Source organism: Escherichia sp. MOD1-EC6300 (assembly GCF_002965045.1).
GTDB classification, from domain to species: domain Bacteria; phylum Pseudomonadota; class Gammaproteobacteria; order Enterobacterales; family Enterobacteriaceae; genus Escherichia; species Escherichia coli_F.
This window is the reverse complement of sequence record NZ_PTRH01000009.1, coordinates 191,387-215,431: the sequence shown is the minus strand read 5'-3', so window position 1 is coordinate 215,431 and position 24,045 is coordinate 191,387. Positions and strand designations below refer to the sequence as shown.

General features: G+C 50.9%; 23 protein-coding genes and 1 rRNA gene. 15 read left to right on the top strand and 9 right to left on the bottom strand.

All coding sequences use genetic code 11. The annotated features are described in order from the left end of the window. Positions 1-253: 253 nt before the first annotated feature. Both rrf and kgtP read left to right on the top strand, forming a co-directional pair. Positions 254-369: ribosomal RNA gene (rrf, locus tag BGE37_RS15575) — 5S ribosomal RNA — on the top strand. 332 nt (positions 370-701) lie between these two features. Next, on the top strand, positions 702-2,000 hold the full coding sequence (kgtP, locus tag BGE37_RS15565; RefSeq protein ID WP_000841107.1) for an alpha-ketoglutarate permease: 1,299 nt from the start codon (positions 702-704) through the stop codon (positions 1,998-2,000). Here kgtP and BGE37_RS15560 read toward each other — a convergent pair. The 5 genes from BGE37_RS15560 to trxC form a co-directional block, all read right to left on the bottom strand. Beyond that, positions 1,997-2,320, bottom strand: a complete 324-nt coding sequence (locus BGE37_RS15560; RefSeq protein WP_072004035.1) for a YfiM family lipoprotein — start codon at positions 2,318-2,320, stop codon at positions 1,997-1,999. The genes kgtP and BGE37_RS15560 overlap by 4 nt on opposite strands. A 44-nt stretch (positions 2,321-2,364) precedes the next feature. After that, positions 2,365-3,720, bottom strand: coding sequence for a CDP-diacylglycerol--serine O-phosphatidyltransferase (gene pssA, locus BGE37_RS15555; RefSeq protein WP_032184926.1), 1,356 nt, complete (start codon positions 3,718-3,720; stop codon positions 2,365-2,367). Between the two features lie 113 nt (positions 3,721-3,833). After that, positions 3,834-6,494 (bottom strand): peptidyl-lysine N-acetyltransferase PatZ, encoded by a 2,661-nt coding sequence (gene patZ / locus BGE37_RS15550; protein ID WP_105277567.1) that lies wholly within the window; start codon positions 6,492-6,494, stop codon positions 3,834-3,836. Between the two features lie 31 nt (positions 6,495-6,525). Further along, positions 6,526-7,224: a tRNA-uridine aminocarboxypropyltransferase gene (gene tapT, locus BGE37_RS15545; RefSeq protein WP_032184923.1), complete on the bottom strand. Its 699-nt coding sequence runs from the start codon at positions 7,222-7,224 to the stop codon at positions 6,526-6,528. A gap of 68 nt (positions 7,225-7,292) precedes the next feature. Continuing rightward, the gene (gene trxC, locus BGE37_RS15540; RefSeq protein ID WP_001098726.1) at positions 7,293-7,712 is read right to left on the bottom strand and encodes a thioredoxin TrxC; all 420 of its coding nucleotides are present in this window, start codon (positions 7,710-7,712) and stop codon (positions 7,293-7,295) included. Positions 7,713-7,918: 206 nt separating this feature from the next. Here trxC and BGE37_RS15530 point away from each other — a divergent pair, with 206 nt between their 5' ends. Beyond that, positions 7,919-8,956, top strand: coding sequence for a tRNA/rRNA methyltransferase (locus BGE37_RS15530; RefSeq protein ID WP_000997419.1), 1,038 nt, complete (start codon positions 7,919-7,921; stop codon positions 8,954-8,956). 47 nt (positions 8,957-9,003) lie between these two features. On the opposite strand, the gene ung is transcribed toward BGE37_RS15530, so the two are convergent. Next, a complete protein-coding gene (ung, locus tag BGE37_RS15525; RefSeq protein WP_032184921.1) occupies positions 9,004-9,693 on the bottom strand; it encodes a uracil-DNA glycosylase in 690 nt (229 codons plus the stop codon). A 304-nt stretch (positions 9,694-9,997) separates the two neighbouring features. Between ung and grcA the strand changes: the two genes are divergently transcribed. Then, a complete protein-coding gene (grcA, locus tag BGE37_RS15520; RefSeq protein ID WP_000627804.1) occupies positions 9,998-10,381 on the top strand; it encodes an autonomous glycyl radical cofactor GrcA in 384 nt (127 codons plus the stop codon). A 55-nt stretch (positions 10,382-10,436) separates the two neighbouring features. Here the strand turns inward: grcA and eamB are convergent, their stop codons facing one another. Beyond that, entirely contained in the window at positions 10,437-11,024 is a 588-nt protein-coding gene (gene eamB / locus BGE37_RS15515; RefSeq protein ID WP_032184919.1) for a cysteine/O-acetylserine transporter, read from the bottom strand. Between the two features lie 102 nt (positions 11,025-11,126). On the opposite strand from eamB, the gene BGE37_RS15510 reads away from it, so the two are divergent. After that, positions 11,127-12,008, top strand: coding sequence for a LysR family transcriptional regulator (locus BGE37_RS15510; protein ID WP_088541190.1), 882 nt, complete (start codon positions 11,127-11,129; stop codon positions 12,006-12,008). Positions 12,009-12,216: 208 nt separating this feature from the next. Here the strand turns inward: BGE37_RS15510 and srmB are convergent, their stop codons facing one another. Next, positions 12,217-13,551, bottom strand: coding sequence for an ATP-dependent RNA helicase SrmB (gene srmB, locus BGE37_RS15505; protein WP_000219193.1), 1,335 nt, complete (start codon positions 13,549-13,551; stop codon positions 12,217-12,219). Between the two features lie 131 nt (positions 13,552-13,682). On the opposite strand from srmB, the gene trmN reads away from it, so the two are divergent. Further along, a complete protein-coding gene (trmN, locus tag BGE37_RS15500) occupies positions 13,683-14,420 on the top strand; it encodes a tRNA(1)(Val) (adenine(37)-N(6))-methyltransferase TrmN (protein ID WP_105288188.1) in 738 nt (245 codons plus the stop codon). On the opposite strand, the gene nadB is transcribed toward trmN, so the two are convergent. Beyond that, positions 14,405-16,027, bottom strand: a complete 1,623-nt coding sequence (gene nadB / locus BGE37_RS15495) for an L-aspartate oxidase (RefSeq protein ID WP_105288187.1) — start codon at positions 16,025-16,027, stop codon at positions 14,405-14,407. The two genes, trmN and nadB, sit on opposite strands and share 16 nt — an antisense overlap. A gap of 255 nt (positions 16,028-16,282) precedes the next feature. Between nadB and rseD the strand changes: the two genes are divergently transcribed. The 9 genes from rseD (at position 16,283) to era (ending at position 23,967) form a co-directional block, all read left to right on the top strand. Then, the gene (gene rseD, locus BGE37_RS25185) at positions 16,283-16,438 is read left to right on the top strand and encodes a rpoE leader peptide RseD (RefSeq protein WP_001303621.1); all 156 of its coding nucleotides are present in this window, start codon (positions 16,283-16,285) and stop codon (positions 16,436-16,438) included. Then, on the top strand, positions 16,435-17,010 hold the full coding sequence (gene rpoE, locus BGE37_RS15490; protein WP_105288186.1) for an RNA polymerase sigma factor RpoE: 576 nt from the start codon (positions 16,435-16,437) through the stop codon (positions 17,008-17,010). The genes rseD and rpoE overlap by 4 nt, the downstream gene beginning before the upstream one ends. A gap of 32 nt (positions 17,011-17,042) precedes the next feature. Then, positions 17,043-17,693: an anti-sigma-E factor RseA gene (gene rseA / locus BGE37_RS15485; protein ID WP_105288185.1), complete on the top strand. Its 651-nt coding sequence runs from the start codon at positions 17,043-17,045 to the stop codon at positions 17,691-17,693. Next, complete coding sequence (gene rseB, locus BGE37_RS15480; RefSeq protein WP_000812053.1) at positions 17,693-18,649, top strand: sigma-E factor regulatory protein RseB; 957 nt, start codon at positions 17,693-17,695, stop codon at positions 18,647-18,649. The genes rseA and rseB overlap by 1 nt, the downstream gene beginning before the upstream one ends. Continuing rightward, positions 18,646-19,125, top strand: coding sequence for a SoxR-reducing system protein RseC (rseC, locus tag BGE37_RS15475; protein WP_000589077.1), 480 nt, complete (start codon positions 18,646-18,648; stop codon positions 19,123-19,125). The genes rseB and rseC overlap by 4 nt, the downstream gene beginning before the upstream one ends. Before the next feature lie 197 nt (positions 19,126-19,322). Continuing rightward, entirely contained in the window at positions 19,323-21,122 is a 1,800-nt protein-coding gene (gene lepA / locus BGE37_RS15470; RefSeq protein ID WP_000790168.1) for a translation elongation factor 4, read from the top strand. Positions 21,123-21,137: 15 nt separating this feature from the next. Then, positions 21,138-22,112 carry a signal peptidase I gene (gene lepB / locus BGE37_RS15465; protein WP_000002542.1) on the top strand — a complete coding sequence of 325 codons (975 nt, stop codon included), beginning with the start codon at positions 21,138-21,140 and terminating at the stop codon, positions 22,110-22,112. Between the two features lie 272 nt (positions 22,113-22,384). Beyond that, a complete protein-coding gene (rnc, locus tag BGE37_RS15455) occupies positions 22,385-23,065 on the top strand; it encodes a ribonuclease III (RefSeq protein ID WP_001068343.1) in 681 nt (226 codons plus the stop codon). After that, positions 23,062-23,967 carry a GTPase Era gene (era, locus tag BGE37_RS15450; RefSeq protein ID WP_000063883.1) on the top strand — a complete coding sequence of 302 codons (906 nt, stop codon included), beginning with the start codon at positions 23,062-23,064 and terminating at the stop codon, positions 23,965-23,967. Before rnc ends, era begins: the two co-directional genes overlap by 4 nt. Positions 23,968-24,045: the final 78 nt, after the last annotated feature.

Sequence of the window (24,045 nt, the reverse complement as noted above, 5' to 3'; positions counted from 1 at the left end):
CCGGGTGTGTAAGCGCAGCGATGCGTTGAGCTAACCGGTACTAATGAACCGTGAGGCTTAACCTTACAACGCCGAAGGTGTTTTGGCGGATTGAGAGAATTTCAGCTTGGATCCAGAGTCCGAAGGATTTTGCGCTGAGACAAGGCGGCAAATGAAGCGAAGGAAGGAGCATACTGAAGTATGTGACTGATTTTCGCGAATGCAGCCAACGCAGTATTAGCACAAAAGACACAGGACAGAGCACAGGAATTTGCCTGGCGGCCTTAGCGCGGTGGTCCCACCTGACCCCATGCCGAACTCAGAAGTGAAACGCCGTAGCGCCGATGGTAGTGTGGGGTCTCCCCATGCGAGAGTAGGGAACTGCCAGGCATCAAATTAAGCAGAAGGCCATCCGTCAGGATGGCCTTTTTGCGCTGGTGCGGAAAAAATGCCGGATGCGACGCTGGCTGCATCTTATCCGTCCTACGCTCCCACATAAGCCAGATTCAACAGCGAATACGGCTTCCCCAAATTGCCCACTTAAATACTTCCTCCTTACCAGAAATCTATCCTTAAGCTCCTTAATAACCATTTTCCTGCTAACTAAATTCATGGTTAAGGTTGCATAATGATGCGCAACAAATGTATAACATTTTCTTTACCAAAAAAATAAACAACAGCGACCGACAAAAGCATCGGATTACGGCAGGAGACATAATGGCATGGCTGAAAGTACTGTAACGGCAGACAGCAAACTGACAAGTAGTGATACTCGTCGCCGCATCTGGGCAATTGTGGGGGCCTCTTCAGGTAATTTGGTCGAGTGGTTCGATTTCTATGTCTACTCGTTCTGTTCACTCTACTTCGCCCACATCTTCTTCCCTTCCGGGAACACGACGACTCAACTACTGCAAACAGCAGGTGTTTTTGCTGCGGGATTTCTGATGCGCCCAATAGGCGGTTGGCTATTTGGCCGGATAGCCGATAAACATGGTCGCAAAAAATCGATGCTGTTATCGGTGTGTATGATGTGTTTCGGCTCACTGGTTATCGCCTGTTTGCCAGGCTACGAAACAATCGGTACCTGGGCTCCGGCATTATTGCTTCTTGCTCGTTTATTCCAGGGATTATCCGTTGGCGGAGAATATGGCACCAGCGCCACCTATATGAGTGAAGTTGCCGTTGAAGGGCGCAAAGGTTTTTACGCATCATTTCAGTATGTGACGTTGATCGGCGGGCAACTGCTAGCTCTACTGGTTGTCGTGGTTTTACAACACACCATGGAAGACGCTGCACTCAGAGAGTGGGGATGGCGTATTCCTTTCGCGTTAGGAGCTGTGTTAGCTGTTGTGGCGTTGTGGTTACGTCGTCAGTTAGATGAAACTTCACAACAAGAAACACGCGCTTTAAAAGAAGCTGGTTCTCTAAAAGGATTATGGCGCAATCGCCGTGCATTCATCATGGTTCTCGGTTTTACCGCTGCAGGCTCCCTTTGTTTCTATACCTTCACCACTTATATGCAGAAGTATCTGGTAAATACTGCGGGAATGCATGCCAACGTGGCGAGTGGCATTATGACTGCCGCATTGTTTGTATTCATGCTTATTCAACCACTTATTGGCGCGCTGTCGGATAAGATTGGTCGTCGTACCTCAATGTTATGTTTCGGTTCTCTGGCAACCATTTTTACCGTTCCTATTCTCTCAGCATTGCAGAACGTTTCTTCGCCTTATGCCGCTTTTGGTCTAGTGATGTGCGCCCTGCTGATAGTGAGTTTTTATACTTCAATCAGTGGAATACTGAAGGCTGAGATGTTCCCGGCACAGGTTCGCGCATTAGGCGTTGGTCTGTCATATGCGGTCGCCAATGCTATATTTGGTGGTTCGGCGGAGTACGTAGCGTTGTCACTGAAATCAATAGGAATGGAAACAGCCTTCTTCTGGTATGTGACCTTGATGGCCGTGGTGGCGTTTCTGGTTTCACTAACATTGCACCGTAAAGGAAAAGGGATGCGTCTTTAGTGATGCGCCAGTTGCCAGACGGTATAGCCAGTAGTTGCACCGGCGACATCCCAGGTAAAATCTTTCCAGCTCCAGCCGCTCCCCTCGGGGCGGCTATCCCAAAGTTCTTTTGACGCGCCCAGCCCAACAGAGAACATCAGCCCGAAAGTGGCACTGCGATCGCGACTCATCCCCTGATGCTGTGAATATTCATTTCCGGCAGCGGAAAGCATCGCCGAGGCGATAAAGTGTTGAGCTTTATCCTGCCCGCTCCAGCTATCGTTAGCCATATGGCTGCATCCAGAAAGTAACAATAGCGAACAGACAAAAAGAATACGCAAAACGTGGCCTCCAAAAACAAACCCCGTACAGGACGGGGTTGTGATTACAGGATGCGGCTAATTAATCGGTCGATGCGGATACGGCGCAAACGGCGAATGAGTTTACGAACCTTCACCGGATAATCGGCAATACTTTGCAGATCGCGATAGTGCTTAACGATGGTGGTATGCTCGCGGATCAGCTCCAGTTCTTTCTCTCGCTGTGGCGCAAGCTCCAGTTGCGGATCGTGAATCAAAATGGCGTTTTCCAGATCCAGACGCCAGGCGCGTGGGTTCAGGTTATTGCCGGTGAGCAACATCCACTTATCATCAACCCACATCCCTTTCAGGTGATAGGTGTTGTCGTCATCTTTCCATAACCGAACCACTAACTGGTCAGTGTTGACGTAATACTGCAAACGGCTCAGGAAACGACGCAGATTGATCTCATAGAGATAAGGCAGTGCGCCAATTATCTTGAAAGGCTCATCTTCCGGAATGTAGAAGTCATTCGCAGTTTTATCGCCAACAATAATTTCGACCTTTTTCCCTTCGCGCAGTAACTGGATGATATTACGCACAAGGATTGCTGGCAGGTTGAAATATGGTGTGCAAATGGTTAGTTTCTGCTCGGCACAAGGCATAAGATGGAAAATGGTCTTGTTCAACAGACTCGATTTCCCCAGGCCCACCAATGGCGTAACAGAAAGCTGATCGTTATCAGCATCACCCTGGAAATGATAAGCGGCATCACGCAGCTCCTGGCGGAACAGACGAATGTCATTCTTGATTTCCGGGCTTTTTGGGCGATTAACATCATCCAAACGATTAACGCCGCGACCATTCATTATATTCTGTGTAACCCATTCGAACATAATGTCTGACATCTTGCGGTTACGAATCAGATGATAACGGTCGTAGCGGTATTTATCGTGCTGATGCAGATAAACATCGTTCAAGCTGGCACCGCTATAAAGAACGCTATCGTCGATGATAAAGCCTTTAAAGTGCAGAACACCAAGGGCCTCACGGGTATTGATTGGAACGCCATAAACTGGAACATCTACGCCCGGATTTTCCTGCGCCATGCGGCAGTACCAGTCAGCGTTAGTGTTAGATGCCGCAGCGCCAATGCGTCCACGTTGTGCACGATGCCAGTCGACCAGCACCCGCACATCCAGTTCCGGACGCTGCCGTTTAGCCTCATACAACGCGTTCAGAATGCCTTTGCCACCGTCATCCTGTTCGAGATACAGGGCGACAATGCAAATGCGCTGCTTCGCGCTGGCTATTTTTTCCAGCAGCGTCTCCCGGAAGTCGGCGGGAGCGTAAAAGAAATCGACATCATCAACTGATTGAGAAATCTTGGGTAGTTGGGCAAGGTGTTGTTGATGTTTATTACGCTTAAATTTTGACAACATCACAGTGCATTTCTTCTCTGTTCATTGAAGGGTCCTCTGTGCAATGCAGACGACATAAGCGGGCAATAATAACACCAGTCCCGATTAAGTGGTCAACATTTCCAGTACCTTACTCATGATTCCTCGCGCTGGGCAAGATTTAGCGTAAGCCCAACGATCCCCTCTTCGAGCTGGATATCAACGTTAAACCCGAGCTTGCGGGCCAGCGCCACCATGCCACGATTGTTTGGCATCGTAATACCATTCAGACGTTGCAGTCCGTGATCTCGCGTATAGGTAATCAACTTTTCCATTAAGCGTCGACCTAAGCCTAACCCTTTGAGATCCGAGCGAACCAGCACGGCAAATTCGGCATCGATGTTATCAGGGTCGGAGATCGCACGCGTGACGCCGAGGATCTCTTCCGTTTGATCAATACGTCGTACCGCTACAAATGCCATTTCCCGATCGTAGTCGATCTGCGTCATGTTGGCTAAATCTTCATGGGTAAATTCGTTGATCTCGCTAAAGTAGCGGTAATAAAGATCTTCTTTGGTGACTCGCGAAATGAACTGCTGAAGTTGTGGCTCATCTTCTGGCAAAATCGGGCGGAACAAGCAGCGTTCACCGTTTTTCAATTCTACCCATTCTTCCAGCTGATGAGGATAAGGGCGGACTGCCAGGCGACTCTCGTTATCGCCTTCAAACGGAGCGATATCCAGCGTGACATCAAGCGCGGTAAATTCATTGCCGGAAGCCAGCAAAGGATGAATATCCAGCCTCTGAATCTCCGGACAATCGACAATCAAGTTAGAAACCTGCACCAGTAACTGGCTTAATCCCGCCACATCCAGCGGGCGTAGCGCACTACGTGCACGAATCTTTTTACTTTTGATCCCCTGAATGACCAGATAACGTGCCAGGTTCATGTTCAGCGGCGGTAGTGCGACGACGGCTTGATCTTCAGGACGCCACTCCACACCGCCTTCGCCCAGCATGATCAACGGTCCGAAAACCGGATCGTGCTCAACCACTACTCGCAACTCCTGAGCGCCAGCACGGTTAGCCATACTTTGTACCAACAGGCCGTGGATACACGCCTGCGGCCAGGCCATTTTTACGCGATCGAAAATAGCATTTGCGGCTTGCTGGACTTCATTGGCTGTACGCAAGTAGAGCATGACGCCCTGAACTTCTGATTTATGTGGAATATCCGGCGAGCGTAATTTTAGTGCCACCGGATAACCAATCTGTTCGGCAATATGCACAGCCTCGGTGCTGTCAGTGGCAATCCAGGTGGGAAGTGTGTTCATGCCGTACGCTTGCAGGATAGGCTGAACTTCATGGGTATCGAGCGACGTTGCCCCTTCGACAATGGCCTGTTGCAACAGAAGATGCGCTTCTGCGGTATTAGAGGTCAGATTGCTGGGCAACGCCGGCGTTTCGCGTAGTTGCTTCTGATTACGCCGGTACTCCACCATATGCATAAAAGCGGTGATGGTTCCTTCCGGGGTGCGGTAGGTCGGCAGCCCGGCTTCGCTGAATAAACGTCGTGCCTCTTGCGAGGAGTGCTCGCCGCACCAGTTCGTCAGCAGAGAAACATACTTGCTGCGGGGATGATGCTTTACCGCTTCAATTAATGCATGCGCGCTTTCTGTTGCGGGAGCTGCGGCGCTGGGCGAATGAATAACCATCAGCGCATCAAAATCCTGACTGTGGAGCAGAATATCCAGCGTTTTAATATAATGCTCACTGCTGGCGTCATCGCGAAGATCGAGTGGGTTAGAGATTGCCACATGTTCTGGCAGTGCATCGCGCAATTTCTGGCAGGTTTCTTCACTGAGCGTAGCCAGCTTGCCATTGCGTGACCATAAGGCATCCAGCGCCAGTGCGGCAGGTGCTGCACCGTTGCTGATAATCATCAGCCGCTCTCCACGTAGCGGGCGCATATGGCTAAGGGTTTCGACTGCCGAAAACAGCTCGTGGGTATCCTGCACTCGCAACAAACCGGCGCGCTGAATAGCTGCATCCCAAGCAGGATCCATTCCTGCCGTGGTGTTCAGTAGTCGTTGCGCCGCCGGGCTACGTCCGCTTTTAATCACCAGAATCGGTTTATTACGTGAGGCGCTACGTGCAGCCGAAACAAAACGTCGCGCATCACTTAATTGTTCGAGGTAGAGCAGGATTGCACTAGTTTTGCTGTCGCGCGCCAGATAATCGAGCAATTCATCAACGTCGATATCCAGACTGTCGCCGAGAGCAATAAAGTAGGAAAAGCCCATTTCCCGCTGTTGTGCCCAGTCGAGGATGGTATTGGAGACGGCGGCAGACTGCGAAATAAACGCCAGTTTGCCGCGTTTAATCGGTACAGGCGAAAAGCTGGCATTCAGGCCTTGCCAGGGGGCCAGTAATCCCAGACTGTTTGGCCCCAGCAGACGCATGTTATGGCGCAGGGCGCAGGCGCGGAGATCTTCGTGTTGCGATGCCGGGGCGGAAAGAATAATGCAGGTTTTACAGCCTTTCTCGCCGAGCTCTTCCAGAAGAGTAAGATTGCGGCTGGCATTGGTACATAAAACCGCAAGATCGGGTGTAAAGGGCAGGCTGGCAATATCCGGCCAGGCCAACACACCCAACACCGCTTTCCAGGCAGGCGTCACCGGGAGTACCGGCCCGTTAAATCCCCCCGCCAGCAGGTTACGCATCATCAGGTAACCTGCGCGATTGGGTTTCATCGATGCGCCAATTACCGCAATCGATTTTGGTCGCAGTAGTGCTTCCAGTCCTCGCTGACTCATATCGGTCTCCCGCAGAAGTGACCGAATGATTTTAAACGCTTTCTAACTGTTCTGCTGTGATGCTACCCAGATGTTGCGTTTTTCCTGCCAGATAGCGTGTTTTAAAGCGGGTGAAATACTCGCCTAGACCTGCCGCCGCTCCGGTATCGCCGGCCATATCTAACAGTGCGATGGCAACTTCGGCAGTGCAGTATTGGCCTTCAGCCTGGGCTTCACGCAGGCGATAGGCAGAAAGCCGGGAAAGATCGACGGAAATGACGGGAAGATTATCCAGATACGGACTTTTACGAAACATCTTGCGAGCTTCCGGCCAGGTACCATCGAGCATGATAAACAGCGGTGGCTTACCAGCAGGTGGTGTAAAAATCACTTCCCGTTGCTCATCAGCATACGAGGCGGGAAAGACCACCATTGGCTGATAATCCGGGTTTTGTACCAGAGCCAGCAAATCCTGCGAGGGTTCGGTACGGGACCATTGAAACGCGACGGTATTTGGCAAGATATCGGCAATCAGACGCCCGGTGTTACTGGGCTTCATTGGCTCGGTGTCGAACATCAGCAAACAAAAGCGACTTTTAGCTTCCGCTGGAGTAATTGTCGAACAGAGACATAATTTCTCTGGCAAAAGACAGCGTTGGCAGCGACGAACGCGATTACCGCGGGCAAGAAAAGGACGTGTTGCGCGCGCAATACGCTCGGCGCGTAACTGGAGAACAGCGTTTTCGGTCATAAGAGAGCGTCGAAAAAACGCCATTGTCGCAGAGGAGAAAACGGGGCACAAGATGCACCCCGACAAGATTAAAGCGATTCGTTCAGCCAGCTATCGAAAGGTGCTTTTGGTACTGCGCCATTAAGCATGTCGACAACCTGACCGTTTTTGAAAATCATGATTGTCGGAATGCTACGAATACCAAAGCGGCTGCTTAATTCACGTTCAGCTTCGGTATTCACTTTCACAAAGCGCACTTTACCGCTACGTTCTTGCGCAACATCTTCAAAAATTGGTGCGAAATTACGGCAGGGGCCGCACCACGGCGCCCAGAAGTCGATCACCACAGGCAGATCATCTTTCAGCAATTTATCGAGCGTTTCACCGGTCGCATTAATCACCTCTCCGTCAAATAAGTCGTGACCGCAGCGTCCGCATTTTGCCGCATCTTCGATCCGATCGTCGGGAATGCGATTGATGGCCTGACAATGGGTACAAACGGTATTCATAACTAACCTCGGGATGAGTAAGGAGACTTATCGGCAACGACGCCGGTATGTTTCTAATATGTTACATATTATCGGGGACATTGTTCCAGACAACAATCTGTTTTATTCAATAGGTATGATAGTCGCAGGCTTTGGTACGAAATCATGGCGAACCGCGCGCACTTCGGGTAATCTGCGCGCTTCGCGCAGCGCTGGTGGAGAAAAGCATGAACGATGAGATGAAAGGTAAAAGCGGCAAGGTCAAAGTGATGTATGTCCGCAGTGATGATGATTCTGATAAACGTACCCATAACCCGCGTACCGGGAAAGGGGGCGGGCGTCCAGGAAAATCTCGTGCCGACGGTGGCCGTCGCCCCGCCCGCGATGACAAACAAAGTCAGCCCCGTGACCGCAAGTGGGAAGAGTCTCCGTGGCGCACGGTTTCCCGCGCGCCGGGTGATGAGACGCCGGAAAAGGCCGATCACGGTGGCATCAGTGGTAAAAGTTTTATTGATCCGGAAGTGTTGCGTCGTCAGCGTGCGGAAGAAACCCGCGTCTACGGCGAAAACGCCTGTCAGGCACTGTTCCAGAGCCGCCCCGAAGCGATTGTTCGCGCCTGGTTTATTCAGAGCGTAACGCCACGTTTTAAAGAAGCATTGCGCTGGATGGCGGCAAACCGCAAAGCGTATCATGTGGTGGATGAAGCGGAACTGACCAAAGCGTCAGGCACGGAACATCACGGCGGCGTTTGCTTCCTGATCAAAAAGCGTAACGGTACAACCGTGCAGCAGTGGGTAAGTCAGGCAGGTGCGCAGGATTGTGTACTGGCACTGGAAAACGAATCTAACCCGCATAACCTGGGTGGCATGATGCGCAGTTGCGCGCACTTCGGCGTGAAAGGCGTCGTGGTGCAGGATGCGGCGTTGCTGGAATCCGGTGCGGCTATCCGTACCGCAGAAGGCGGTGCAGAGCATGTTCAGCCGATTACTGGCGACAACATTGTTAACGTGCTGGATGACTTCCGCCAGGCGGGTTACACCGTAGTGACCACCTCCAGCGAGCAGGGTAAACCGCTGTTCAAAACCAGTCTGCCAGAGAAAATGGTGCTAGTGCTGGGTCAGGAATATGAAGGGTTACCGGATGCCGCACGCGATCCGAACGATTTGCGCGTGAAGATTGATGGTACGGGCAACGTTGCCGGGCTAAATATCTCTGTTGCAACCGGCGTTTTGCTTGGTGAATGGTGGCGTCAGAATAAAGCCTGATAAATCAGCCGGGTGGCAACGCTGCCATCCGGCGTTTTCCTGCAAATTTACTCACTTTCTGCCGGTAATACTGGCATCCAGTCAATCGGTTTCTCGCCACGTTGTTCCAGCCACTGATTTGCCAGCACAAAATGGTTGCAGCCAAAGAACCCACGATGCGCCGAAAGCGGTGATGGATGCGGCGCTTTCAGTATGTGATGGCGTTGTTTATCAATAATCGCCCCTTTCTTCTGTGCATGTGATCCCCACAACAAAAACACCACGCCTTCGCGATGCTGGTTGATCAGGCTGATGACTTTATCGGTGAAGGTCTCCCAGCCGAGGCTAGCGTGGGAATGCGCCTGACCTGCGCGAACCGTCAACACAGTATTGAGTAGCAGAACGCCCTGACGCGCCCAGCTTTCAAGATAACCATGATTAGGGCGGGTGAAACCGGGAATAGTATTTTCCAGCTCTTTATACATATTCAGCAGTGACGGCGGTGTCGCAATGCCGGGGCGAACGGAAAATGCCAGACCATGCGCCTGTCCCGGTCCGTGATAAGGATCCTGGCCGAGAATCACCACTTTAACGTCACCCAACTCTGTAAAGCGGAACGCGTTAAAGACATCCTTTTGTGGCGGATAGATAGTGACGCCGGCCTGCCGCTCGCTGGCGACGGTCTGTAGGGTATTAAGAAAATAGGGTTGCTGCTTCTCTTCAGCCAGCACGTCATGCCAGGTTAATTCGTTTGCCATCTCGCTCTCCCGCGAATCTTCAATCCGCCTAGCTTAACTGCTTCTTTCTACAGAACAAAATCATGCTCATTTTTTAGACTTAAACGAGTGCAAAAAAATGTAAATTGGTAAAATTTCACACCTGCATAAGTTGATGTAAAACAATAAAATCCATTTGCGACCACACTTGATGTGTGGTTTTTATTGATTTAAATCAAAGAATCAAGGGTGTTTGAGGAGTATATATACACTCAAGCAACAATGGTTTTACCAATTGGCCGCGACAGGCTAATCAAATCAAATAATTTTGCCGGGGAGGCATCACATGATTACAGGTATCCAGATTACTAAAGCTGCTAATGACGATCTGCTGAACTCTTTCTGGCTGCTGGACAGCGAAAAAGGCGAAGCGCGTTGCATCGTTGCGAAAGCAGGTTTTGCAGAAGACGAAGTGGTTGCAGTAAGCAAACTGGGTGACATTGAATACCGTGAAGTTCCAGTAGAAGTTAAACCAGAAGTTCGCGTTGAAGGTGGTCAGCACCTGAACGTAAACGTTCTGCGTCGTGAAACTCTGGAAGATGCAGTTAAGCATCCGGAAAAATATCCGCAGCTGACCATCCGTGTATCCGGTTATGCAGTTCGCTTTAACTCTCTGACTCCGGAACAGCAGCGCGATGTTATCGCTCGTACCTTTACTGAAAGCCTGTAAGGTTTAAGTAGCAAGTTACTAAGCGGAAGAGGGCGACCTCTTCCGCTTTTTTTCATTAACAGAAAATGCGCACCGCGCAATAGACCAGCAACAACGCCAGCACGATATTTAACTGGCGACCATACTGGCGAAACAATCGCTGAAACAGATGCCCCGCCAGCGCCCAGCACACATTGCCAAAGGTCCCAATCATTGCCAGCAAAACGCTGACGCCAATCACCCAGCTTAACGCCTGCGTTTGTGGCAGGATAAATGTCGACAGTGCTGTAATGCCGTACAAAATAATTTTGACGTTCACAAACTGCAAAGCAAAGCTGGCCCAGAAGCTGATCGGTTTGGCCTGAAGTCCGTCTTCCTTGGTTGGACTGGTAGCGATTTTCCACGCCAGCCAGACAATATATGCCGCTCCTGCCCAACTCAAAAGGTGCACCGCTGCTGGGTCAATAACAGCCAGTGAAAATGAAATTCCTGCACACAGTAACATCACAATCAAAAATCCCAGACTCATCCCTGCCAGCACGTGGGTACTCCGACGAAATCCATGCGACGTGGCAGAGCTAAGAGCGAGTATATTGTTTGGTCCTGGCGTCAGGGCGGTAATCAGGGTGTAGGTCCAAAAAGCACTTAAAAGGGTCGGTGTCACTTGTTATCTCCTCTGTTTTGGTAGACAGTACCCGACACAAAACATTTAAAAAAATGAATGTTTTCACATTCTAAATTCGATATTTTCGATAGGTTTGGAGTTATGGATCTGCGCCGTTTTATTACGCTTAAAACCGTGGTGGAAGAGGGTTCCTTTTTGCGAGCTTCGCAAAAATTGTGTTGCACACAATCGACGGTGACTTTTCATATTCAGCAGCTTGAACAGGAGTTCTCAGTACAATTGTTTGAGAAAATTGGCCGACGGATGTGCCTCACTCGCGAAGGCAAAAAGTTGCTGCCGCACATCTATGAACTCACCAGAGTGATGGATACGCTTCGTGAGGCTGCCAAAAAAGAGTCTGATCCGGACGGAGAACTGCGCGTTGTTTCAGGCGAAACGCTGCTCTCTTACCGAATGCCGCAGGTGTTGCAGCGTTTTCGGCAACGTGCACCAAAAGTGCGTTTATCACTGCAGTCGCTGAACTGTTACGTGATCCGTGATGCTCTACTGAATGATGAGGCCGACGTCGGTGTTTTTTATCGCGTAGGAAATGATGATGCTCTGAATCGACGAGAATTGGGTGAACAATCGCTGGTGCTGGTGGCTTCACCGCAAATTGCAGATATCGATTTTACCCAGCCGGGAAGACATAACGCCTGTAGTTTTATTATCAACGAACCGCAATGTGTCTTCCGGCAGATATTTGAGAGCACGCTGCGCCAGCGGCGGATCACGGTGGAAAATACCATTGAGCTTATAAGTATCGAAAGCATAAAGCGTTGTGTCGCGGCGAATATCGGAGTTAGCTATCTGCCGCGTTTTGCGGTGGCAAAAGAGTTGGAGTGCGGAGAATTAATCGAATTGCCTTTTGGCGAACAGTCGCAGACCATTACGGCAATGTGCGCACACCATGCCGGGAAAGCGGTTAGCCCGGCGATGCACACTTTTATTCAGTGTGTTGAAGAGTGTTTTTTGCCGGGATAAAAATAATGCCGGGCTTAAACCCGGCACCCAACTTGTCGACGAAGTGCGTTTTGTTCATGCCGGATGCGGCGTGAACGCCTTATCCGGCCTACAAGATCGTGCAAATTCAATATATTGCATGAGCCATGTAGGCCTGATAAGCGTAGCGCATCAGGCAGTTTTGCGTTTGCCAGCACTTTTAATTCCGGGCTTAAACCCGGAATTAAGATCACTCTTCTGTCGTTTGCGGTGGTACGCCTGTTCCGCTTGGTTTGCGTCGCTTACCAATATTTTTGGTATCGCGATGGCGTTTTTTCACCCGTGGCTTCTCTTTCTCTTTAGCCTTTTTCTTCTCGGCGCGTTTTGCCAGTACTTTCTTCGATGGCTTGCCGGTCTGCTTTTCGCTTGGCGCACGCGTTTTCGGGCGTAACTCATCAATAACGCGAGCTTTAATTGGCTCTTCAATATAGCGGCCTACTTTGCCCAGCAGCAGATGGTCATGAGCTTCAACCAGTGAAATCGCGGTTCCCTTACGACCAGCGCGAGCAGTACGTCCGATACGGTGTAAATAAGTATCGCCACTGCGTGGCATATCGAAGTTAAAGACATGGCTGACATCCGGAATGTCGATACCGCGCGCGGCAACATCGGTGGCAACCAGTACGTTTACGCGACCTTCGGTCAGACGCTTGATCGCTTCGTTACGCTTGCCTTGTACCATCTCACCTTCGAGATAGCAGTTGTTGATGCCCGCTTCGCGCAACCAGTTTGCCAGTTCATGCACACGCTCACGCTTACGCACAAATACAATTGAGCGGGTCGCTTCCGGTTGTTTTAACAGATGCACCAGTAATGCGGTTTTATGTTCCAGGTCATCGGCGCGGTAATACCACTGATGAATTTTTTTGCGCTCACGGGTGGATGGATTCGCAGAAACTTCCACCGGATCTTCAAGCAGACGCTCGGCAAAATCCTGAATGGCATCGCCTTCAAGCGTTGCCGAGAAGAGCAGGGTCTGTTTACGCCAGCGCGTTTCGCCCGCAATATGTTCGATATCCTGAGCAAAACCCATATCCAGCATTCGGTCTGCTTCGTCGAGGATCAGCGTTTCAACCGCGCGGCAATCGAAGTTCTCTTCTTTTATGTATTGCAGCAGACGTCCGGTCGTGGCAACCACGATATCCTGGTTTTCGCTGAATACTTCCGCGTGGTTCATATAGGCTACGCCGCCGGTGATGGTGGCGATATCCAGATGCGTATGTTTCGCCAGTTCGCGGGCATGATCGGCCACCTGCATTGCCAGTTCTCGAGTCGGGGTGAGGATCAAAATACGCGGCGGACCGGATTTCTTTCGGGGGAAATCGAGCAGGTGCTGCAACGCTGGCAGCAGATACGCCGCCGTTTTACCGGTGCCTGTCGGCGCAGAACCGAGTACATCACGGCCATCGAGCGCAGGCGGAATGGCGGCAGCCTGAATGGCGGTCGGGCGAGTGAAACCTTTATCCTGGAGGGCTTCCAGCAGGCTTTCGTCGAGTTCAAGTTCGGAAAAAGTCGTTACAGTCATGTTCTACCTCTGTGTGGGGCGCTGATTATAGACGTTACGGCTGCAATCTTCATCTGTTTGTATGGATATCGCTTCTCGGGTATTGTTCTCACCCGGTGCTATCGCCGTTTTTCCTGCAAGGTTTTATTTTCATGTCACAGTCTACATCCGTGCTTCGTCGTAATGGATTTACTTTTAAACAGTTTTTTGTTGCTCACGATCGCTGTGCAATGAAAGTGGGAACGGATGGCATTTTGCTGGGCGCATGGGCACCGGTGGCTGGGGTAAAACGTTGCCTTGATATCGGCGCGGGTAGCGGGTTGCTGGCATTAATGCTGGCGCAGCGAACCGATGACAGCGTGATGATTGATGCCGTTGAACTGGAAAGTGAAGCTGCGACTCAGGCGCAGGAAAATATCAACCAGTCCCCGTGGGCAGAGCGGATTAATGTCTATCCGGCGGATATTCAGCAGTGGATCACACAGCAGACAGCACGCTTTGATTTAATCATCAGTAACCCGCCTTATTATCAGCAGGGCGTTGAGTGCGCTACGCCGCAGAGGGAACAGGCACGCTATACCACTACGCTTGATCATCAATCGTTGCTAACCTGCGCGGCGGAGTGCATTACTGAAGAGGGATTTTTTTGCGTGGTGTTGCCAGAGCAGATTGGTAATGGTTTTACTGAACTGGCATTAAGAATGGGCTGGCATTTACGTTTGCGGACGGATGTGGCGGAAAACGAAACGCGACAGCCGCATCGGGTGCTGCTGGCATTCTCCCCACAGGCGGGAGAATGCTATAGCGATCGCTTAGTGATTCGTGGGCCAGACCAGAGCTATTCCGAAGCGTACACTGCGCTGACCCAGGCTTTTTATTTGTTTATGTAAAGGTTGTCGGGGGAAAGGATCGATGGGCCAGAGTGAGTGAGCAACTCCGGGTAATCCAGCGTGAAATGCAGCCCCCGGCTCTCCTTGCGCACCATCGCACAGCGAACAATCAACTCGGCAACCTGTACCAGATTACGCAGCTCCAGCAAATTATTTGAGACGCGGAAATGGGCGTAATATTCGTCTATTTCTTGTTGGAGCATGGTTATCCGCCGCAGGGCGCGTTCCAGGCGCTTCGTTGTGCGCACAATGCCAACGTAATCCCACATAAACAGACGTAACTCGTGCCAGTTATGTTGAATCACCACCAGCTCGTCTGGGTTCTCAACGCGGCTTTCATCCCATGGCGGTAACGTACTGACGCCGTGGGCATAAGGCATACGCCTGGTAATATCCTCCGCCGCCGACCAGCCGTAAACCAGACACTCCAGTAATGAATTTGAGGCCATGCGGTTAGCGCCGTGTAAGCCGGTATAACTCACTTCGCCAATGGCGTACAAACCTTCGACGTCCGTACGCCCATGATCATCAACCATTACACCACCGCAGGTATAATGTGCAGCAGGCACAATCGGCACCGGTTCTTTCGTGAGATCTATCCCCAGCCCGAGCAACTTTTCATAGATCATCGGGAAATGCTGGCGAATAAAATCGGCAGGCTTATGGCTGATGTCGAGATACATACAATCCGCACCGAGGCGTTTCATTTCATGATCAATAGCGCGGGCGACAATATCGCGCGGGGCCAGTTCGCCGCGCTCATCGAAATCGGGCATAAAACGCGTGCCATCCGGTCGCTTGAGATAAGCGCCTTCGCCGCGCAGTGCTTCCGTTAACAGAAAATTGCGTGCCTGCGGATGATACAGCGCGGTAGGATGGAACTGATTAAATTCGAGATTGGCGACCCGGCAGCCCGCGCGCCACGCCATAGCAATACCATCGCCAGAAGAAATATCCGGATTGGTAGTGTACTGGTAAACTTTTGACGCACCGCCGGTTGCCAGCACCACTGCTTTTGCGTGGCAGGTTTCCACCGTTTCTTTATTTCGGTTCCATACCCACGCGCCAACAACACGTCGCGTGCCCGGCAGGCCAATTTTGTCAGAAATAATCAGATCAACCGCGTTGCTGCGCTCCAGCACGCGAATATTCGGATGGTTCTGCGCCTTGCTCACTAGTGTGGTTTCTACTTCTTTACCGGTGGCGTCCGCAGCATGAAGAATTCGTCGGTGACTATGTCCACCTTCACGGGTCAAATGGTAACTTTCTTCGCCATTCGATTGAACGTGGGTATCAAACAACACCCCCTGGTCGATTAACCATTGCACACAGGAACGCGCATTGCTGGCGACAAATTCAACTGCATGGCGATCACAAATACCAGCACCGGCTATCATTGTGTCTTCCACATGCGAATCAATGCTGTCAGTTTCATCAAACACGGCGGCAATTCCGCCCTGGGCATAAAATGTTGAACCTTCCGTGACTGGGCCTTTACTTAGAACGATGACATGATGCCGATCAGCCAGACGTAGCGCCAGTGAAAGCCCGGCAGCGCCGCTACCGATAATCAACACGTCACATGAATGTTCAGGGAGAGTATTCATTTTCTTTGTTTAATTTACTAAACATGGTTTGGTCAGCATAGCATCATGTTGTGCAATTAAACACCTGCTATTTTAATTTTTGTTACAGAGGCTAAACAGACCGAATCACGGCGACGAGAAAACGAGAAGTTACTGGCTGGCGAAGGATTAGGTGGTGAAATAAAAAGGCCGTTGGGTTACTCTTCAGGCAGTTAAATGGGCATTTCTACACAGATAATGCGATGTTCAGATTCTGTAGACTTATAATGATAGATAATAATCCGTCTACAGCATGACAAACAAAAACAGATGCGTTACGGAACTTTACAAAAACGAGACACTCTAACCCTTTGCTTGCTCAAATTGCAGCTAATGGAGTGGCGTTTCGATAGCGCGTGGAAATTTGGTTTGGGGAGACTTTACCTCGGATGAGCGAGCAGTTAACGGACCAGGTCCTGGTTGAACGGGTCCAGAAGGGAGATCAGAAATCCTTTAACTTACTGGTAGTGCGCTATCAGCATAAAGTGGCGAGTCTGGTTTCCCGCTATGTGCCGTCGGGTGATGTTCCCGATGTGGTACAAGAAGCTTTTATTAAAGCCTATCGTGCGCTGGATTCGTTCCGGGGAGATAGCGCTTTTTATACATGGCTGTATCGGATTGCTGTAAATACAGCGAAAAATTACCTGGTTGCTCAGGGACGCCGTCCACCTTCCAGTGATGTGGATGCCATTGAAGCTGAAAACTTCGAAAGTGGCGGCGCGTTGAAAGAAATTTCGAACCCTGAGAACTTAATGTTGTCAGAAGAACTGAGACAGATAGTTTTCCGAACTATTGAGTCCCTCCCGGAAGATTTACGCATGGCAATAACCTTGCGGGAGCTGGATGGCCTGAGCTATGAAGAGATAGCCGCTATCATGGATTGTCCGGTAGGTACGGTGCGTTCACGTATCTTCCGAGCGAGGGAAGCTATTGATAACAAAGTTCAACCGCTTATCAGGCGTTGACGATAGCGGGATACTGGATAAGGGTATTAGGCATGCAGAAAGAACAACTTTCCGCTTTAATGGATGGCGAAACGCTGGATAGTGAGCTGCTTAACGAACTGGCTCATAACCCAGAAATGCAGAAAACCTGGGAAAGCTATCACTTAATCCGTGACTCAATGCGGGGTGATACTCCCGAGGTGCTCCATTTCGATATCTCTTCACGCATAATGGCCGCCATTGAAGAAGAGCCAGTACGTCAACCGGCGACACTGATCCCAGAGGCCCAGCCTGCGCCGCATCAATGGCAGAAAATGCCATTCTGGCAGAAAGTACGTCCATGGGCGGCACAGCTTACCCAAATGGGCGTAGCAGCATGCGTATCGCTTGCAGTTATCGTTGGCGTCCAGCACTATAATGGGCAATCTGAAACGTCCCAGCAGCCCGAAACGCCAGTATTTAATACACTGCCGATGATGGGTAAAGCCAGCCCGGTTAGCCTGGGAGTACCTTCTGAAGCGACTGCAAACAATGGTCAACAGCAGCAGGTACAGGAGCAGCGTCGTCGCATTAATGCAATGTTGCAGGATTACGAACTGCAACGTCGACTCCACTCTGAACAGCTTCAGTTTGAGCAGGCCCAAACACAGCAAGCCGCTGTACAGGTGCCAGGAATTCAAACTTTAGGAACGCAATCGCAGTAATGAAGCAACTTTGGTTTGCCATGTCATTAGTGACAGGTAGCCTGTTATTCTCTGCTAACGCCTCGGCCACTCCCGCGTCCGGGGCGTTATTACAGCAGATGAACCTGGCCAGTCAGTCACTGAATTACGAGCTGTCATTCATCAGCATCAATAAACAGGGTGTTGAGTCTCTGCGTTATCGACATGCACGCCTCGATAACCGTCCTCTTGCACAATTGTTGCAAATGGATGGCCCGCGCCGGGAAGTGGTACAGCGCGGCAATGAAATCAGCTACTTTGAACCGGGCCTTGAACCGTTCACGCTTAATGGCGATTACATTGTTGATTCTCTGCCATCGCTCATCTATACCGATTTCAAACGCCTTTCTCCTTACTACGACTTTATCTCCGTGGGACGCACGCGTATTGCTGATCGTCTTTGCGAAGTCATTCGCGTGGTGGCCCGTGATGGCACACGCTACAGCTACATCGTGTGGATGGACACCGAATCGAAATTACCGATGCGGGTTGATCTCCTTGATCGCGATGGTGAAACGCTGGAACAATTTCGCGTGATTGCTTTTAACGTTAATCAGGATATCAGCAGCAGTATGCAGACGCTGGCGAAAGCAAATCTGCCGCCGCTGCTTTCTGTTCCTGTAGGTGAAAAAGCTAAATTCAGCTGGACGCCAACCTGGTTGCCACAGGGGTTTAGTGAGGTTTCCAGCAGCCGACGTCCGTTACCGACGATGGACAACATGCCTATCGAATCACGTCTCTATTCCGACGGATTATTCAGCTTCTCGGTAAACGTTAACCGCGCTACGCCATCGAGCACCGATCAGATGTTGCGTACCGGACGCAGAACCGTCAGTACAAGCGTACGTGATAACGCCGAAATCACCATTGTCGGCGAACTGCCGCCGCAAACGGCGAAACGCATTGCCGAGAATATTAAGTTCGGGGCAGCGCAATGATCAAAGAGTGGGCTACGGTCGTCTCCTGGCAAAACGGGCAGGCGCTGGTCAGTTGTGATGTTAAAGCCTCATGCAGCAGCTGTGCTTCCCGTGTCGGTTGCGGTAGCCGCGTGCTGAATAAACTTGGCCCACAAACCACGCATACCATTGTCGTACCCTGTGATGAACCGTTAGTGCCGGGGCAAAAAGTGGAATTAGGAATCACCGAAGGCAGCCTGCTTAGCTCCGCATTACTGGTTTATATGTCGCCGTTGGTGGGATTATTCCTCATCGCTTCGTTATTTCAGCTACTCTTTGCTTCAGATCTTGCAGCATTATGCGGTGCGATTCTCGGCGGCGTTGGTGGATTCCTGATTGCACGCGGCTACTCGCGAAAGTTTGCTGCCCGGGCGGAATGGCAACCGATCATCTTAAGCGTGGCATTGCCGCCAGGCCTTGTGCGATTTGAAACATCTTCGGAAGACGCGAGCCAGTGATTTCACTGGCTTTGTTGCATTTTGCATAACAAATGCGAGGACGTTTCCAGATACCACAATCCATACGGTATGAACATTTCCTCGCCTCAATGTTGTAGTGTAGAATGCGGCGTTTCTATTAATACAGACGTTAAGCTCAGAACAGCGACTTCTAAAAGCCTGGTTAACCGGGCATTAAGGCACAATAATCATACTTTATGAAGAATATACGTAACTTTTCGATCATAGCTCACATTGACCACGGTAAATCGACGCTGTCTGACCGTATTATCCAGATCTGCGGTGGCCTGTCTGACCGTGAAATGGAGGCGCAGGTTCTCGATTCCATGGATCTTGAGCGTGAGCGTGGCATTACCATCAAAGCGCAAAGCGTGACGCTGGATTACAAAGCGTCTGACGGCGAAACCTATCAGCTTAACTTTATCGACACCCCGGGCCACGTAGACTTCTCCTATGAAGTTTCCCGTTCGCTGGCTGCCTGTGAGGGTGCATTGCTGGTGGTCGACGCCGGGCAGGGCGTAGAAGCGCAAACCCTGGCAAACTGCTACACCGCGATGGAAATGGATCTCGAAGTAGTGCCGGTACTGAACAAGATTGACCTGCCGGCAGCTGATCCTGAACGCGTAGCAGAAGAAATTGAAGATATCGTTGGTATCGACGCCACCGACGCAGTGCGCTGCTCAGCGAAAACCGGCGTTGGTGTGCAGGACGTTCTCGAACGTCTGGTGCGCGATATTCCGCCGCCGGAAGGCGATCCGGAAGGCCCGTTACAGGCGCTAATTATCGACTCCTGGTTCGACAACTACCTGGGCGTTGTTTCACTTATCCGTATTAAAAACGGCACCCTGCGTAAGGGCGACAAAGTGAAAGTCATGAGTACCGGGCAGACCTATAACGCCGACCGTCTGGGTATTTTCACGCCGAAGCAGGTTGACCGCACTGAACTGAAATGCGGTGAAGTTGGCTGGTTGGTATGTGCGATCAAAGACATCCACGGTGCACCGGTAGGTGATACCTTAACATTGGCGCGTAATCCGGCAGAAAAGGCGCTGCCTGGCTTTAAGAAAGTCAAACCGCAGGTTTACGCAGGCTTGTTCCCGGTAAGCTCTGACGACTATGAAGCCTTCCGTGACGCGCTGGGCAAACTCAGCCTGAATGATGCCTCACTGTTCTATGAGCCGGAAAGCTCCAGCGCGCTGGGCTTTGGTTTCCGCTGCGGCTTCCTCGGCCTGCTGCACATGGAGATCATTCAGGAACGTCTGGAACGTGAATACGATCTGGATCTGATCACCACGGCGCCGACCGTAGTGTATGAAGTTGAAACTACGTCAAGAGAAGTTATTTACGTCGACAGCCCATCGAAGCTGCCAGCGGTAAATAACATCTACGAACTGCGCGAGCCGATTGCAGAGTGTCACATGCTATTGCCGCAGGCATATCTCGGTAACGTTATTACGCTGTGCGTAGAAAAACGTGGCGTACAAACCAACATGGTTTACCACGGTAACCAGGTGGCGTTGACCTACGAGATCCCGATGGCTGAAGTGGTGCTCGACTTCTTCGATCGCCTGAAATCTACCTCTCGTGGTTATGCGTCTCTGGATTACAACTTCAAACGCTTCCAGGCGTCCGACATGGTACGTGTAGACGTATTAATCAACGGTGAACGTGTTGATGCGCTGGCGCTGATCACCCACCGTGATAATTCGCAAAACCGTGGTCGCGAGCTGGTGGAAAAGATGAAAGATCTGATCCCACGCCAGCAGTTTGATATCGCCATTCAGGCAGCGATTGGTACGCACATCATTGCGCGCTCCACCGTGAAACAGCTGCGTAAAAACGTACTGGCTAAATGTTATGGTGGCGATATCAGCCGTAAGAAAAAGCTGCTGCAGAAGCAGAAAGAAGGTAAGAAACGCATGAAGCAGATCGGTAACGTCGAGCTGCCGCAGGAAGCGTTCCTCGCCATTCTGCACGTCGGCAAAGACAACAAATAACCCTTAGGAGTTGGCATGGCGAATATGTTTGCCCTCATTCTGGTGATTGCCACACTGGTGACGGGCATTTTATGGTGCGTGGATAAATTCTTTTTCGCACCTAAGCGACGGGAACGTCAGGCAGCGGCTCAAGCGGCTGCTGGTGACTCACTGGATAAAGCAACGCTGAAAAAAGTTGCGCCGAAGCCTGGCTGGCTGGAAACCGGGGCTTCTGTTTTTCCGGTACTGGCTATTGTATTGATTGTGCGTTCGTTTATTTATGAACCGTTCCAGATCCCGTCAGGTTCGATGATGCCGACTCTGTTAATCGGTGACTTTATTCTGGTAGAAAAGTTTGCTTACGGCATTAAAGATCCTATCTACCAGAAAACGCTGATCGAAACCGGTCATCCGAAACGTGGCGATATCGTGGTCTTTAAATACCCGGAAGATCCAAAGCTTGATTACATCAAGCGTGCGGTGGGTTTACCGGGCGATAAAGTCACTTACGATCCGGTTTCAAAAGAGCTGACGATTCAGCCGGGATGCAGTTCCGGTCAGGCGTGTGAAAACGCGCTGCCGGTCACCTACTCAAACGTGGAACCGAGCGATTTCGTTCAGACCTTCTCGCGCCGTAATGGTGGGGAAGCAACCAGCGGATTCTTTGAAGTGCCGAAAAACGAAACCAAAGAAAATGGAATTCGTCTTTCCGAGCGTAAAGAGACTCTGGGTGATGTGACGCACCGTATTCTGACAGTGCCGATTGCGCAGGATCAGGTGGGGATGTATTACCAGCAGCCAGGGCAACAACTGGCAACCTGGATTGTTCCACCGGGCCAATACTTCATGATGGGTGACAACCGTGACAACAGCGCGGACAGCCGTTACTGGGGCTTTGTGCCGGAAGCGAATTTGGTAGGTCGGGCAACGGCTATCTGGATGAGTTTCGATAAGCAAGAAGGCGAATGGCCGACTGGTGTGCGCTTAAGTCGTATTGGCGGCATCCATTAATAGCTTATCTTCGTTCACGTTGTCGCCGTTATGGCGACAACGTGAATTATTTATGAGATAAATCCCCCGTGGCTAACGACATCCCCCGTCGTTGTGTATAGAATATTCCCCCGAAGTTTAAGGTTGGCACCTCCAGGTTGCCACGGCACACGAAACAGCGTTGGTCCCCATATACCGGTAAACTGAAACTGCAGCGAAGCAGTTAGCAGAGCCATGTATATCAGGTCTGTTTCGTGTGCTGAATTGTTGACGCATTTATTTATTGGTATCGCATGAACCCCATCGTAATTAATCGGCTTCAAAGGAAGCTGGGCTACACTTTTAATCATCAGGAACTGTTGCAGCAGGCATTAACTCATCGTAGTGCCAGCAGCAAACATAACGAGCGTTTAGAATTTTTAGGCGACTCTATTCTGAGCTACGTTATCGCCAATGCGCTTTATCACCGTTTCCCTCGCGTGGATGAAGGCGATATGAGCCGGATGCGCGCCACACTGGTCCGTGGCAATACGCTGGCTGAACTGGCGCGCGAATTTGAGTTAGGCGAGTGCTTACGTTTAGGGCCAGGTGAACTTAAAAGCGGTGGATTTCGTCGTGAGTCAATTCTCGCCGACACCGTCGAAGCATTAATTGGTGGCGTATTCCTCGACAGTGATATTCAAACCGTCGAGAAATTAATCCTCAACTGGTATCAAACCCGTCTGGACGAAATTAGCCCGGGCGACAAACAAAAAGATCCGAAAACGCGTCTGCAGGAATATTTGCAGGGTCGCCATCTGCCGCTGCCGACTTATCTGGTAGTTCAGGTACGTGGCGAAGCGCACGATCAGGAATTTACTATCCACTGCCAGGTCAGCGGCCTGAGTGAACCGGTGGTTGGCACAGGTTCAAGCCGTCGTAAGGCTGAGCAGGCTGCCGCCGAACAGGCGTTGAAAAAACTGGAGCTGGAATGAGCAACGATAAAAGTTACTGCGGATTTATTGCTATCGTCGGACGTCCGAACGTTGGCAAATCCACATTGTTGAATAAATTGTTGGGGCAGAAAATCTCCATCACCTCCCGCAAGGCGCAGACAACTCGTCACCGCATTGTGGGGATCCATACTGAAGGCGCGTATCAGGCGATCTACGTCGATACCCCAGGCCTGCATATGGAAGAAAAACGCGCCATTAACCGCCTGATGAACAAAGCGGCGAGCAGTTCCATTGGCGACGTTGAGCTGGTGATTTTTGTCGTTGAAGGCACCCGCTGGACGCCGGACGATGAAATGGTGCTCAACAAACTGCGCGATGGCAAAGCGCCGGTAATCCTCGCGGTGAACAAAGTGGATAACGTGCAGGAAAAAGCCGATCTGCTGCCGCATTTACAGTTCCTGGCAAGCCAGATGAACTTCCTCGATATCGTGCCGATCTCTGCCGAAACCGGGCTGAATGTCGACACTATCGCGGCAATCGTGCGTAAGCATCTGCCTGAAGCGACCCATCACTTCCCGGAAGATTACATCACCGATCGCTCACAGCGTTTTATGGCGTCTGAAATCATCCGCGAAAAACTGATGCGTTTCCTCGGTGCTGAACTGCCATATTCCGTGACCGTGGAGATCGAACGTTTCGTCTCTAACGAACGCGGTGGTTATGATATCAACGGTTTGATTCTCGTTGAGCGTGAAGGGCAGAAGAAGATGGTTATTGGCAACAAAGGGGCCAAGATTAAAACCATCGGAATTGAAGCGCGTAAAGACATGCAGGAAATGTTCGAAGCGCCTGTTCACCTTGAGCTGTGGGTAAAAGTGAAATCCGGTTGGGCCGACGACGAACGCGCACTGCGCAGTCTCGGTTACGTTGACGATCTTTAATTAGCATACTCTATGACTTTCGAGGTGCAGGAAGGCGGCAAGACCGTGAATCCCTGGGAGCTTACTAAAGTAAGTGAC